11 protein-coding genes are annotated in these 14822 nt (G+C 42.2%); 9 read left to right on the top strand and 2 right to left on the bottom strand.

The window, feature by feature from the left end:
* The first annotated feature begins 670 nt into the window (after positions 1-670).
* The 3 genes from ACJJIR_RS15615 to ACJJIR_RS15605 all read left to right on the top strand — a co-directional run bounded on the left by ACJJIR_RS15615 (position 671) and on the right by ACJJIR_RS15605 (position 3548).
* Positions 671-1288 carry a hypothetical protein gene (locus ACJJIR_RS15615; protein ID WP_444906049.1) on the top strand — a complete coding sequence of 206 codons (618 nt, stop codon included), beginning with the start codon at positions 671-673 and terminating at the stop codon, positions 1286-1288.
* Between the two features lie 372 nt (positions 1289-1660).
* Positions 1661-2482 (top strand): right-handed parallel beta-helix repeat-containing protein, encoded by an 822-nt coding sequence (locus ACJJIR_RS15610; protein WP_444906048.1) that lies wholly within the window; start codon positions 1661-1663, stop codon positions 2480-2482.
* A gap of 223 nt (positions 2483-2705) precedes the next feature.
* Entirely contained in the window at positions 2706-3548 is an 843-nt protein-coding gene (locus ACJJIR_RS15605) for a right-handed parallel beta-helix repeat-containing protein (RefSeq protein ID WP_444898195.1), read from the top strand.
* Positions 3549-3857: 309 nt separating this feature from the next.
* Here ACJJIR_RS15605 and ACJJIR_RS15600 read toward each other — a convergent pair whose 3' ends face one another.
* Positions 3858-4670: a NosD domain-containing protein gene (locus ACJJIR_RS15600; RefSeq protein WP_444906047.1), complete on the bottom strand. Its 813-nt coding sequence runs from the start codon at positions 4668-4670 to the stop codon at positions 3858-3860.
* 713 nt (positions 4671-5383) lie between these two features.
* On the opposite strand from ACJJIR_RS15600, the gene ACJJIR_RS15595 reads away from it, so the two are divergent.
* Positions 5384-6268: a hypothetical protein gene (locus tag ACJJIR_RS15595; protein ID WP_444906046.1), complete on the top strand. Its 885-nt coding sequence runs from the start codon at positions 5384-5386 to the stop codon at positions 6266-6268.
* A 91-nt stretch (positions 6269-6359) separates the two neighbouring features.
* Here ACJJIR_RS15595 and ACJJIR_RS15590 read toward each other — a convergent pair whose 3' ends face one another.
* The gene (locus tag ACJJIR_RS15590) at positions 6360-8414 is read right to left on the bottom strand and encodes a TonB-dependent receptor (protein ID WP_444906045.1); all 2055 of its coding nucleotides are present in this window, start codon (positions 8412-8414) and stop codon (positions 6360-6362) included.
* A gap of 404 nt (positions 8415-8818) precedes the next feature.
* Between ACJJIR_RS15590 and ACJJIR_RS15585 the strand changes: the two genes are divergently transcribed.
* From ACJJIR_RS15585 to ACJJIR_RS15565, 5 genes are all read left to right on the top strand, one after another.
* The gene (locus ACJJIR_RS15585; protein ID WP_444906044.1) at positions 8819-9223 is read left to right on the top strand and encodes a hypothetical protein; all 405 of its coding nucleotides are present in this window, start codon (positions 8819-8821) and stop codon (positions 9221-9223) included.
* A 4-nt stretch (positions 9224-9227) separates the two neighbouring features.
* Positions 9228-10862, top strand: coding sequence for a PepSY-associated TM helix domain-containing protein (locus ACJJIR_RS15580; RefSeq protein ID WP_444906043.1), 1635 nt, complete (start codon positions 9228-9230; stop codon positions 10860-10862).
* Positions 10863-11354: 492 nt separating this feature from the next.
* On the top strand, positions 11355-12149 hold the full coding sequence (locus ACJJIR_RS15575; RefSeq protein ID WP_444906042.1) for a right-handed parallel beta-helix repeat-containing protein: 795 nt from the start codon (positions 11355-11357) through the stop codon (positions 12147-12149).
* A gap of 387 nt (positions 12150-12536) precedes the next feature.
* Positions 12537-13625 carry a hypothetical protein gene (locus ACJJIR_RS15570; protein WP_444906041.1) on the top strand — a complete coding sequence of 363 codons (1089 nt, stop codon included), beginning with the start codon at positions 12537-12539 and terminating at the stop codon, positions 13623-13625.
* A gap of 103 nt (positions 13626-13728) precedes the next feature.
* Positions 13729-14751, top strand: a complete 1023-nt coding sequence (locus tag ACJJIR_RS15565) for a hypothetical protein (protein WP_444906040.1) — start codon at positions 13729-13731, stop codon at positions 14749-14751.
* Positions 14752-14822 lie beyond the last annotated feature (71 nt).

Raw genomic sequence — 14822 nt, 5'->3', positions numbered from 1 at the left:
TCTAACATATTTTTTAAATGAAATTGTTTATAGCGATTTGTTATTGCTCAATTCGACATCGGTTTAATAGCTGAATGTATGATCCTGGGAAGTTCGTATGGGTTACAACCCCAAAGATGCGTTTAATGAAGCTTTCTCGAAAAGTCCTGGCCGTCAATTTGGCCGAATTATAGAGTATTTAAAAATTTCCATGTCTCAGTCAGTCATTACTGTAGAGGTTGAACTCTATAGCGGCATATGGTGCAATCGGCATGATAGCCTAGTTAATATTTTGATCTATTCACATCTTTACTTAAATACCTAAGTTGTTAGTAGTAAATGTTTGTGTTTATAGAGGGTAAAAGTTAGCCAGAGAAAGTGTAGGTAAATAAAGGGAGGATTTATACGAATATTTTGTTGAGTGGTGTGGCAATATTTTACTGTTTTTTTTCAAAAGGAAAGTTATCTCATTTTTCTAGTGCTTTTCTCCTATTGTGTATCCGCTATTCATGGATATATTGATCATTATGTTGGGTAGAGGTGGCCGGGGTCTTAAATTTGTGTGAGTACACTAGTTTAGGCTGAAGGGGCATTTGGATTCTAGTGGTATTCCTTGAATACTAGAGAGCTTCAGATAAGTGATGGTTGATGATTCAGGTTATATAAGATTAACTCTACTGAGGATATAAGCATGAAAAACTATACTTCAATTTTAGTAATTCCCTTGATGGCATCTTGTGTTCAAGCACAGGCAGATTCAAGTGCGGCAATAATTGAGCAGTTAAGTAATAATAATAATGCGCAAATCACCCAGATGATAAGCATGAATGATAGTTCTACCCTGAAACAGGTAGGGGATTTCAATTCTATTATTTCAGAGCAGAGAGAAAGTTTGCAAGGTGCAATCATGATCACTCAGGTGGGGGATAATAATTTCGTTTCCGCCGTCCAATTTTCGATGTCAGCTAATAATGTAGCTAATAGTAATGTAGCTATAGGGAGCCAACAAGGGGATGGTAATATGTTTTTCATATCCCAAACAGATAGTTTTAATAGCGCCACCATTAATCAGCAGGTGGAAATGAACCAGGCAACAACTATTCATGCTGGTATGTTTAATAGTTCAGTTACCAATCAGATTGGTACAAGTAACATAGGTACAACAATACAGTCTGGAGTATCACATTTGGCTTCAGTCTCACAGACAGGGGATATAAATATGTATACCGTAAGTCAAGGTCTTCAAGTTAGACAGACAGCGGTTATTAATCAGTTGGGTAGTAATCAGAGTGCAATTATTCTGCAATAAGAATTCCGGTTTTTCTGTTTCAATTGATTTGATTATTTAATTAGTGGTTTCATAGGATTATTATTTTAGCTCAAAATTTTAGAGGTTATATATAACTTCACGTAAATATTATTGCAAATTGTATTTGTATATTGTTTATTTGGGTTTGAGTAAACAATATGGCTAAATATTTTTCAGCTTATAAGGTTGTCTAATTTTTGGGGCGAAAAGTTGCTATGTTACCGTATGCGATTAGATAGTCGGTTTTTTAATTTTTATGATAATTCATCGTAGATTCAGTAGTAATTTCTCATGGTTCTTTTTGTTTGTTGGATCAAAATTTCTAGCGTAGTGGGAAGTTTTTAATCATGTACGTAACTCCAGCAGGAAAATATGAACATATTTAAATCTATTGTTAATAGAGTCGTCACGATTATATTGATAAGTGGGGCTAATCTATCCATCCCTGAGATAGCACTGGCTGATGATGTTGAATGTGGGGATACGATTACCACATCCGTTACTTTGGATGAGGACCTCACTTGTGATGTCAGCCCCGCTTTAACTGTCATAGGCCCAGATGGACGCTTGAATATGACCGGGTACGAGGTTCAATGTGATGGTAGTGAAGTTGGAGTGCTGTTAGAGGGGCGTGCAGCGCTACTTCGAGGAGGGCAGGTTGCAGATTGTGAGGTGGGTGTTTTAGCGAATGGAGATGGATTCCATAATATTCAAGCGGTATCGACCACTGCAAATGCCAGTGCCGGATTTGAATTAGTGAGCAATAGCAACTATATGACAGCCTGTACCGCTCAAACAAATACGGGGGTTGGACTAATTGTTACTGGAGAGAGGAATAACGTCTTCCAGAATACCTTTGAAGAAAATACCTTGAGTGGCATTCAGATAGATGGTGATCGGTCATATATAACAGAGAATTTCTGTTTTGAGAATATGGGCTCAGGAATAGAGATTAATGATTCCAGTAATAGCTGGATCGTTGAAAATGCATCGGAAAATAATGGCACTTCAGGTGCGGGAACGGCAGGAATCTTAATGAATGATTTTGATCAGCAATATAATTTGATCATTTTAAATGTGGGGATTCTCAATGAAGATTTCGATGCGCAAGATTTAAACAGTGATCCCTGCAATGGTACAAATTTATGGCGAAATAATACTTTTGATACTGTAGATCCTAGCTGCCTGGATTGAAATATACGGATATAAAAAGATAGTGCCACTATGGTGGCTTCGGTAGTGGTGTTATCTTTTACAATTTATATTCCTGTAGCTTGTATATCAATATGCTCCATTCCCCGCTTAAACTATTTTACTAAATTTTGCGGACAAATTTCCCATGGCTGTTACCAGTTTTTGACTCAAAATCAGCATGACATATCTTTTCTGTATTTGAGCTTTATTTGGGAGGACTCTCGTGAGCTTTATATCTCGATCTGTGATAAGCAAGGCATTGATAACTTCTTTGGCGGCTTCTTTATTGTCTGCATCTTTGTGTTCACTAGCAAATGGTGCTGTTGAGTGCGGAGACACCATAACCAGTCCGGTAATACTGGATCAAGATTTGCTCTGCAATGTTACCCCGGCTTTGACTGTAACTGGGCCGACCGGATATCTGGATTTGAATGGTTATACGCTGAGTTGTGATGGAACTACAGTGGGAATTTTGGTCGATGGTTTTGCGGCCATAATATCGGGCGGGGTGTTACAGGATGGGTTTGTATCTAATTGCAATACAGGTATTTCTGTGGAAGGTTCCGGTATTCATAATTTGTTCGGCCTGAACACCTCTGGTAATACTTCTTCTGGTATTGAGTTTGTTAGTAGTAATAATACGCTAACCATATCAAATATATCGGATAATGCAGGTACAGGTATTATAATCGCGGGGGGAACAAATAATCTGTTTTCTAATGACATAAGTCGAAATGAAATAACGGGTATACAGGTAGATGGTAGCAGTTCAATAATATCGTCAAATACAGTATCGGATAATACTTTAACTGGAATACAAATTAATAGCGCCAGTAGCTGTCTTATCAGCCAGAATACGGTGGAGAATAATGGCACTCAAGGGTCAAATACTGCAGGAATCTTAATGGAGCTATTTGGCCAGACTGGAAACAATATCGTAGGCAATACTGTCTCTGGCAATGTGGATTTTGACTTGCAAGATGATAATTCTGCCCCCTGTGAGAATAACTGGGTAGGAAATTCACCTGACGCTACTACCTCCGGAGATTGTGTAACGTCAAATTAATAGCGTTTTACGATAAGTTGATAGGCTTGCAGGCAGTTTAATGGTGTCGCCACAGTATTGCGGACACTGCAGCTAGTGTAATTGCTGAAAGCCTGATTTCCCTTTAGATTTTCGTTTTCATATTTATTCCTGAGGGATATCCAGTCGGCCAGTGTGGATTGATGTAGTGAGAGGAGAGTTTGGTTTGCTAGGCTGGTTCAGTTATAGAGAGATATTCTCAGAAGTAAGATATAGATAAGCGTTAATTGTTTTTATACGGGATTCAAAGGCTAGAAGTTTAATGCCTTGAATCCCGCAATTTTTTTTAAGCTAGTTTATGCAGGCGTCATTTGATGAGCTGAAAATATTACCGTACCATGTGGTTCCTACACAGGCAGGAGTATTATCATCAAATAGGTCATCTATGTCGTTGGATTCAGCAGTATTTCCTGTTATGAGATTCCCTACTTGCCCAAAATTACTTACTGAAATACCGTATTCATTATTACTTGATGTAGTGTTTAGTATAATATTGGTGTAGTTTGCATCTTGGATTGCTATTCCAGAAAAAGTATTATTTCTGGCGGTGCTTTGGAAAACTTGATTGTTATCTCCTGAGATAATAATGCCACCTTCCCCATTGCTGGTGGCGCTTACTTCAAAAAAACTATTCCAGTCGCCGAGAACGATAATGCCATTACCAAAATTAAAGTCATTGATTGAGCCGCTGACAATATTGCGACTGCTACTGACTGACATTCCCAAAGATCCATTTTCTTGCGTTGTAACGCCGATGACATTGTGAAGGCCGCTGCCTTCTACAGATACGCCTATATCACATGATGTAATGATGCCACTGGATGCTTGGCTATTAATAAGTACAGCTGTAGTTCCTTCCAGTAGAATTCCTGTGCCAGCCAGGCCATCACAGGATAATGAAAATCCATTGAGATCGAGACTACCGGTAGGGCCCATTATTGTGATGGCAGGAGAAATCGCACAATTAGATATATCCGCATCCAATACTTCGGCAGTAGAGATTATATCACCACAACTTACGGCTAAAGCAATGCCCGGTGCACTTATTAAACAACAACCTGCTGCTGCGATTATTGATGTTTTAATATTTAAAATCGCCTTCATTGATATATTCCTATTGTGATTGTCTGATATTTGAAGTGGTTGATAGGGTGTAAATATCTCGAATTTTGGTCTTTGTTTGGTTGATGACAATAGGAAGTTGTTCTCATATTTATGGAGAATAATTCCTATTGATTAACTATGTTGATGGGATATGTGCTGGAGGAGTTGGATTTTTATTATTTGGTGTTTTATAGATGAGTTTAAAGGTTGGCTTTTCGGTTCAAATATGCGTAGTGTTTCCATAATTGTTCTTTGGTGGCGTGTCAATTAGTAAGGGCGTGATTTTCTAGAGTGGTTTGTGGCCTGGTTGATATTAAGAGAGGGTGTGTTTGAGAGGTTTCGTTGTATGTGTGTAGTGATGGCGTTAAAAATAATGGATTCGCCTACAGTATGGCTGTTTTCCTAAATAGGGGGGGAACTTTCTTCCTATATTTTCCGCACTATTCTCCTATTGCTGAAAGTGCCATCGGAGATAAGACTCAACACAGCATCAAGCATAGATTCCTGAAGGAAGCTGGGGATTGAGTCCTTGAGAAGCAAGAGTTTATAAGCATAAATGCTGAAGTTCCGGTATTTGTTTTAGCAAAATTAAGCGCAGCTGATCGTAAATCGCTTTCTCTTAATGTTGTTGCATATGGTGCTAATTAATTTTGTGTGTTGATGCAGTATAAGAATCTTAATTTTGCGACATTTCATATTCTAAGGAGATAAATATGAAAAGGTGTGCCCCGTTGGCGGCTGCGGTCCTGCTTGCTGTTGCAAGTCAGGGTGTTTTTGCCTCCGACAATGTTGCGGTTCAGAACCAAAGTGGAATAGGTAATACCGCGACAGCGGATCAAAGTGATCCATCCGTTACATTTAACTTTATCAGCCAAACCCAGACTGGCGACACTAATACAGCCACTGCCACTCAGGTAAACGGAAATACCGGAAGCACAGTTAATCAGATACAAACAGGGAATTTAAATTCTTCCACGGTTGCTCAGAATTCATCTGATACTGTGGCTGCCGTTATTACTCAAAATGGGAATACTAATGTTGGCGTAATTAATCAGGTGGCGTCTACAACCAGTACTGCAACTATTAATCAGTTTAATCTGGTTAACTTTGCCACTGTTACACAGTCAAGTAGTACTACTGATACAGCAGTTATTAATCAAGTAGGTGACAACAACACCGGTACGGTTGTTCAAACCAATAGCACGACGAGCTCGGCGGTAACTGCCCAGCAAGGGAATTTGAATGTGGCTACTGTGTCGCAGTTTAACTCTGACACGAATACTTCCACATTGAGTCAGCTGGGAAATAGTAATAATGCTACAGTGAATCAAACAGATAATAATAATACCAGTGCTATTAGTCAGCAAAATGAATTTAACACTATTATCCACGCTCAATCTGGCAGCTTTAATTTGGCAAGTACCACTCAGATCGGTTTGACTAATATGGGTTCGACTATCCAAAGCGGAGCGAATGGTGTTGCCACGGCATTACAGCAGGGTAACTTAAATATGTTTACCGTTAGCCAGGTTAACGATTTTCAAAATGCTAATGTTTCCCAGATTGGAAACAGCAATATGGTAATAATTGTGCAGTAGGGCGAGGCTTAGGACGATATCGGAATTCCGGTCCCTGTGTGAGATAAACTCAACTAGGGGCCGGATTTTTAGCTGTTGGTAAAGGAGCTAATTAGAAGCGGTAGATAGCAGAAACACCAATATTGCGGGGCTCAACAATGGCTGCGTAGCCGTCTGGATAACGTGCACTGACCGGTTCAACGGTTAAGTAACCTTCTTCATCCAGGGCATTATTAATATAAGCTGAAACAGTCCAGTCCTGGCCTTCATAGTTCGCATTCAGTCGTGCCAAAACGTAATCCCCAGCAACTCTCTCATCGGTGTTGCTAAAGTCACCGTAGTACTCACCTACATAATTTGCGGAAATACCTACGTTGAACGCATCGGTAACCCAGAATTTCGTACCTAGATTTGCAGTGACGTTGGGCGCTGAGTTGAGCTCATTGCCATTCGCATCGGCGTAGTCAACACCGGCGTCAGTGATTTCGGTTTCCAACAAGCCCAGGCCGGCACGCAATTCCCATTGCGGGGTCAGCATAGCTACGGCTTCAAGTTCAAGACCATAAGTCTCAACTTCATCCATGTTGACGATAACACGGGAAGAGCTTAGAGCTTGGTAGCCGGAGTATTCATTAAAGAAGAGGTTACCACTCAGGTTGATAGTGCCGTTTGCCAGGGAGCTGCGAACGGCCAGCTCGTAGGTATTAACGGTTTCTTCATCGTAGTAGTAATAGTCGCCTGCGCTGAAGTTAAGGGCACCACCTGCCGCGTTGTAACCTTTACGGGCACTGGCAGAAACAACGGTGTCTTCAGTTAGGTCGTATTGCAAGGCAAGCTTTGGAAGAGTGATGGTTTCATCAGTGTCCAGGCCTGCAATCAAGAAACCATTGTTAAAATTGAAATCACGATTTTGTTCTTCATTCTCCACACGCAAACCGCTAATTAGATTCAGTCGGTTTGTCAGTGCGTAAGTTACTTCACCATAAAGTGCAGTAGAGGTACTTTCGTCATCACCGAAATAGGTGGTGGAACCAGTACTGTCAAATTCTTGCTCTCTTTCGAAGTGAGCAAAGCCAATAAACCCGTGCAGGGTGTCACTGGTGAGACCAAAGTTTAACTTTGCATCGATGGTGGTGTTCTGTTCGTCCATACGAACATACTGTTGACTGCTGGCTTCCTCTTCGTAGGAATCAAAGCCCCACTGGTAATCCATATAAGCTGCCAGCACTTCAATAGAGATATCATCGTTGATCTGGTAATCCACTTTAACGCTGGTAGTTGTGGATTCAGTGTCCATATCGCGATAGAAGTATGTTTCGTAGTCATCAACACCGGTTAGGGTGTAGTACATACGCCCGGTATTTCCCTCTTCACTGTTAGTGGACACAGTAAATAATGCCTCTAACTTTTCAGTGGGTGTCCACAGAAGCTTGCCTTTTAGTCGCTGGGTTTCCAGAGTGTTCAGGTCGAAGTCAGCGGGGTTGTCCTCATACTCTTGGGCATTGCTGATAGTGTCGCCGGTGAGTTGCTGGGCCGTCAGGCGGAAGGCGAGGGTATCATCAACAATTGGGCCGGAAATCATGCCAGAAGTATCGATATAGCCGTCCTGGTCGCGGTAACCTACGCGAGCTGCACCTTCCCAGTCGAAGCTGGGATCTTTGGTTTTGATAAATACAGAGCCGGCAATGCTGTTACGGCCATTGCTGGTGGACTGGGGTCCACGAAATACTTCAATTTGTTCTACATCCCAAATACCGGAATCACCCGTGAGGTCTGCGACAAATGGCTCGGCGACACCATCAATTAACGTGGAGACACGGGCTTTGGCACCACCGGTAAAGGAGTTAAAGCCGGTGGCTGAACCGTTACCGGACACACCGCGAATATCCGGAGTAGCGCCGGAAAGTACTACCACGTTAGAGATATTGGACACCGCATCGGTGATGCTCAGGTGTTGCATGCTATTTAAGGTTTCTTCGGTAATTACGGATACCGAAGAAGTGGTTTCCTTGAGGGAGCGCTCTGTTTTCTCACCAATAACAATGACATTTTCCATTGCCTGCGGCGCATACTCTTCTTTCTTCTCATCTGCGGCGATCGCAGTCGCTCCAATCGAAGCAAGAATAGTGAGTGAAACGGCTTTGCTGAGCAGGTGGCGTTTATACATAGCGTAATCCCTAGCAAGGTAAAGAAGTCAGGACGACAAGGAAGATCGGCAGCGAATATAATGCTAATCATTCTTATTTGCAAATAGGGAATTGCCGCAATAAACTCTCACTATTATTTCGTCTGGCAACGGCTTAGCTGCACCGATTGATCAGTGCCTGGCAAACAATTTTCTACCACTTTAGTGGTAGTGCTTCTAACCCTTAAGTGAAACTAGAAATGTATTCCTCAGTTTTAACGGGACTCGGACTATTGAGTTGTGTCCTTGCGTCTTCTGTCTTTTATTTAGGCTGTCCCAATCAGCAGTGGCGTGAGCAGAGGCCAATCCAGTTTTACCCCGCTCTTCTCATCAGTTTTGCGCTCCTTGTCATTTCCTGGGCACTTTTCCACCAAAATTTTTCGGCAATGTCAGCTTCCTTTACGCTTCTTAGCACTTTTATGTTAGCGCTGGGACTGCTGCCTTTTAGCGGAGTGCTGGATAAGCCAGGCAAAGTCTTAGCAAAGAAAAAGAAGAGAATTCAAAAAGGGTTAGAAGGCTATAAACCTCACTGGTGGGTAAAAAGCCTGTGTGCAGTTTTCTTGGGATTACCCATCGCAATTGCCATTGCTGGATTGATTGCTCTGTGGGGCCCCGGTGATGTAGTGGTCGATGATAAAAGTCAATTCGTGATGTGGTTGATTACTCCTGTCTGGCTCACTTTGGTAAGTCTGGTTTACCTGTTTATTAGTGTCGGGCGTATGTTGTCCCTCTACCTGGGGCTAAATTTGGTGCTGTTTACCCTGTTGTGGGTAGCGAGATTCGGAGTCTAAGAATATGCGCGTTGAATTGATTAAAACTTATAAAAGCGTGCATACCTGGACCGGAATTCTTGCGGGCTTGTTTCTGTATATCGCTTTTGTCGCTGGCGCCTTGACCATGTTTAAAGGGCCCCTCAATCAATGGGCTCTGCAGCCTGAGACCACCCTGCCAAGTATTTCTATCGATCAGTATGACAGCCTTATTTCCGAAGTTCTGCAGGCACACCCGGAAGCGGCAAAACAGATGACCGTCCAATTGCCACTGGCGGGTCTGCAGGCGGCACCGGTGAGTTGGGAAATAGAGGATGAAGAAACCCATGACCATACTCTCTGGTATGCCAGCTTCGATGAAAAAGGGCAGCTGATCACTCAAAGTTTTACGGTTTCCGCCATTGGCGAATTTGTCGATCATTTACATCGCACTGCCGGTATTCCCGGTGGTGAGGGCCACGATGCTTTTGGTACTTATGTATTGGGTGTTGTGGCGGCGTTGTATTTTGTTGCATTGATTTCAGGGCTGATTGTTTTCCTGCCCACTTGGTTCAAGGACTTATTGGTACTCAGAAAGGGTAAGAACCGCAAGCGCTACTGGCTGGATTTTCACAATGTACTGGGTATCACCTCTCTGCCGTTTCACCTGATTATTGCTTTTACCGCCTTTGTATTTGCCTTCCATGATCCGCTTTATGGTGCCCTGCGCGTGGCGGTCTACGGTGATTCCCCTATGTTCACTCGCCCGGCGCCAGCAGAGGTGAAGAGCTTCTCTGAGTTGGTGCCTGTCACAGAGTTGGAAGCTGCAATTCAGAAGGGGGAACCCAAATTCCAGATGGCGGAAATCCTCTATTTGAATCTGGATACCCGCGCTCCGCGCATGCGTGTAGGTGGAATCATGCACGGAGAGGTGGTGCGAGGTGCTAAGTATGCCTATGTCCTCGGTAACCCCTACTTGAGCGAAGTTCCCTACAGCAGCATTCTGCCCAGTAATTTCAATGGTTATAGTGGCACGGTATTAAGCATTTTTTCCCTGCATTTTGGCAGTTTTGGTGGAAATGCCGTGCGCTGGGTGTACTTTATTCTCGGTATTATGGGCGCACTGATTTTCTTCACCGGCAATCTACTGTGGATTGAAAGCCGGCGCAAGAAACGCAGGGGGCAGGGGGCGCTGCCGGTACAAACAACCTCATCAGTGGTAATGGCAAAGCTCACAGTGGGGGCTGGGCTGGGCACTATCTTGGGGGTCGCCGCTAGTATGCTGGCAGTTAAATGGCTGCCCCATGCGCAGGTGGATATTGAGTTTTGGCAGAAAGCCGCTTATTACACAGGGTTCTTATTTGCGCTGATCTGGGCATTTATACGTCGTCCCATGGCTGCTGCTCGACAGCTTCTTGCCTTCTGTATTGCCACTATTTTCCTGATACCAATTAGCTCACTTATCAAAGGTGAGTTGTTAGGAGCTGCCACTCCGGTATGGGCGGTTGACGTTGTTGCGCTACTGATAGGTGCATCATTTGTTTTACTCTTGATTCATCTTCGCAAGCGGCAGGCAAAAATCGAAGCGGACAGTGTCTGGTCTGAGCTTGTGGAGAAGCCCTTGGTAGAGAGTAGTATTCAAAATCCTTTACCTGATACCCATCCACAGACATCAGGATAATAAAAAGGGGCTCTATTTAGAGCCCCTTTTTTGATGATATATGGGTACTATTGGAATGATTATTTTACCTTTAGTTCATGCCTGATGCCTCTATAGGTATTGCTAAATAGGCTGACTCCAATTCTTGTGCTTATGCGCATATGAATAAGTTGAATAGCCTGCCCATTCCTTTTTTATTAGATTTTGATCCTGAGTAGACAGAGAGCGTTTAAAAGCTAATAGGCTTTGCATAGCTACTTGCTAAATAGAAGGCGTTAATTTTAATAAAGGCATTACGTCGTTTGGTGTGCTTGGATTTTATTAGGTCCTAGGCCGAAAGTATTATTTAGTGTCAATTTGTTTTAATTTCAAAATTTAAGGTATGAGAAAATTTCTTATCGTTAAGTTAATAACCGTAGCTAGACTAAAAAATGCTTCGCCTCCGATAAAAGTAAAATCTTCGGATGCGAACTTTTTTTAATTGTTGTTTTTATAGACTTAAAGGTTTAGCTCATGAAACTAATGGATGTGAAGCTTCTAGTGTCAGCAATATTGGCTCTTCCCTTTGTGTCAGTGGCTGCGGTGGAGTGTGGAGATACTATTACAAGCGCAGAGATTCTCACTGAAGATCTATTAAATTGTAGTGGTACGCCGGCGCTAACGATTGAGGGTCCAACTGGAAGTTTAGATATGAATGGATTCACCTTGGAATGTGGCGGTGGATCCTCTAGAGGTATTGACGTCCTCGGCAGCGCGGCTGTTCTTTCAAATGGAGTGGTGGATGGATGTGCAATAGGTATTTTTGTGGATGGGGATGGCTTTCATAGTATTCAAACGATGACTGTGCAAGATGGTATCGACGTCGGTATTTGGTTAATAAGCGAAAATAATATTGTGAATGCTTCTACTGCTACTGGTTTCTTTAATCGAGGGATTGAAATTCAAGGTTCTAACAGTCAAGTAATTGGAAATTTTCTTATAGATAACCAAGGAGGAACCTCTAGCGGGATATTGATTAACGGTGATAACTCATTTGTTGCTCAGAATATTTGTGATAACAACAATGGTGAGGGAATAGTTATTGACCCATCTTCTGGTGGCTTGGTTGTTCAAAATATAGTGACAAATAATGGACAGACTGGAATATCAATGGAGGGAGGGGGGCAAAGTGATTATTTGATTACCGGAAACATAGCAACGGGTAACCCTGATGGTGATTTGGTTGATTCAAATCCGGATGCCTGTATGTCTACAAATTTATGGTATGGAAATATTTTTGATACGGCTGATCCGAGTTGTTTAGATTAAATAATAATCTATGGAGTAGTCGAATTGTATGGCTGCTCCTTCATTTATTAGTAAGAAATACTCACTCTCTGATTGCTCGCCTGTGTAAACAGGATACTTTCTTCCCACTAGCATACAACTAATCTCTCATAGAAAAACCTTTGTTTCTTATCAATACTGAATTCAGCATCGTTTTATCACTCAAGAAGTATCGCAATATTGTTGTTTGTATGCGAAGTAGTATGAGTTTGACTTATGAAGCTAGTCATTCAACTGTCACCGCTCCCCCTATGTGGCGTGTATTACATGCCGCAACCTCAATATTTGTTTTACTCAATGATGCTGCTTTCCTGAAAAAATTGTCGTAAAAGCTATCTAGCTGGACTTGTCATCGTTAAGGAGTATTAGATGAACATGTACAGACCTATCGCAGCAGCTGTTTTACTTTCCATGAGCGGGACTGCCGCCTTTGCTGGAGATAACACCTATGATGTTCTTCAGGTAGGGTCAGGTAATACCGCAAACTCAGAGCAAAGTGACCCATCGGCTATTGGCAATACTGTTGTTCAAGTCCAGGTGGGCGATGATAACGAGGTGTATGCAATCCAGAATCTGTTTACTTCATTTAGTTTAATTCAGCAATCACAAGTAGGTGACAGTAACTATATTGAAGCAACCCAAGCGGGATCGGTCTTTTCAAGTATCCTGGTAGAGCAAATTGGAGATAATAACTCTGCGGCACCCGGGCAAGAGTTTGCAGAGTTAAGCACTATATTGATTGTGCAGATTGGAGATAGCCATGAAGCTTCCTTCATGCAAACAAATACGCTGGGAGAATTTGTAAGTATTGTTCAGATTGGGGATGCAAACGCTGCTACTTTATTGCAAAACGGCACAGCTGGGAATTCTATTTCCATGCATCAGGAAGGTAGTGATCAAAGCACAATCGTTGTACAAAATTCGAGTATTGGAAACAGTGTTACTACCGAGCAGTATGGGAACTCCAACTCCTTAAACGTCAGTCATACTCTTGCTTTTGATTCCACTGCAATAGTGGTTCAAGATGGAGTTGGTAATAGCGCAGACACGCTGCAGCAATCAATTGGCCACTATAGCGAAATTCGTCAGGAGGGTGAGGGATTGGATGCTCGCCATGAGCAGTCGGGCCTCTATAACGATGCTTATTCCCAACAGTTTGGTGAGTCAAACAGTGTAGAGGTGTTCCAGGTAGGAGGGTTTAGTACGGTTCAGACGGAACAGTATGGTAGCACTAATACTGCCGAAATTGCACAGGCTGGGACCTTTAATGAAGCCGATATTTTACAGCTTGGAGGGACAGGTAATTCTTCTGTTGTTGCACAGTTAGCTAGTTTTAACACCAGTTCCACTTCTCAGTTGGGTAACTCCAACCAAATTACTTTTACCCAAACCACCGCTGGTAATACCGCCTCTGCTGCTCAAGTGGGGGATGGAAATGTGGTTTTAGGCTTACAGTAAACCTGAATCAAAGTAATGTAATTAGATCTTGCGCTTACTCTATTTTGCTCGATGGCGCGGATGGTTGTCTATTTCTAAATTATGTTACTCAAAGGAGTTTGTGATGAATACATTAAAACCTCTTTCAATAGGTTTTTTAATTGCAGTAGCAAGTGCGACTTCTATAGCAGCTGACAATTCTTACATAGTTTTTCAAGTAGGCTCTGGAAATACTGCAACAGGTGAACAAAGTGATCCCAGTGTTACCAATAGTCTTATTAGTCAAACGCAAATCGGTGACAATAACCAGATCTTAGGTGAACAGCAGTTGTTTACCGAATTTAGTAGCATTATTGAGATCCAGGTTGGCGACAGTAACTTTATGGAGGTGTACCAAATTGGAGCTGTGCTATCAACCGTTATAGTTACGCAAATAGGTGATAATAATGATGGTTTAATTACTCAATTCAATACATTGGGTAGTACCATTAATGTCAATGAAGTGGGTGATACCAATAATGTCTCTGCACTACAAAGAAATAGTGCTAATGATTCAATTAGCGCAACTCAAATAGGTAGCTCTAATAACGGTTCTGCTACTCAAGAAAATAGTTTGGGGCATTCAGCCTTTAGTTTACAGGTCGGGTCGGCTCTGAATTTTGCAATTGACCAGATTGGTGGCGCTGGAAATCAGGCCGTAATTTTTCAGACAGGAAATGCCTTAGATGCCGGGATTTCACAAATTTCTGCTTCCGATTCTTACTCATTTATTTATCAAAATAACAATAATAATATATTTGAAAATAGGCAGGAGAATGTGGGGAATACCAGTATTGGTATTCAGGATGGAACAAGTTTAGAAGGGGTTCAAGAACAGATCGGTAACTTTAGTAGTGGTTTTATTCAGCAGTTCGGTGGTTTGAACTTTGCTGAGTTGGCTCAAAGTGGAGACTTTAGTACTTCAGAGATTCTTCAGTTTAGCGGTTTGCTGAATACTGCACTAGTTGTGCAGTTAGAGGCTTTTAACACTGCCATTGCGGCGCAAACAGGAGACTCCAATCAGACGACACTAAGTCAAACAACAGTGGGAAATTTTGCCACCTCTGCTCAGTTTGGTGATAACAATACGGTCCTGGGGCTTCAGTAATACTTGGGAGTCTTTTGGCTGTTCTTCTGGTAAACAATCTCCCAGAGAAATTCTGGGAGATTGATGGCCTA

It is taken from the genome of Microbulbifer maximicatervae (SeqCode) (genome assembly GCF_052467385.1).
Note: the sequence above shows the minus strand (reverse complement) of the source record. Positions and strands in the feature narration are given on the sequence as shown.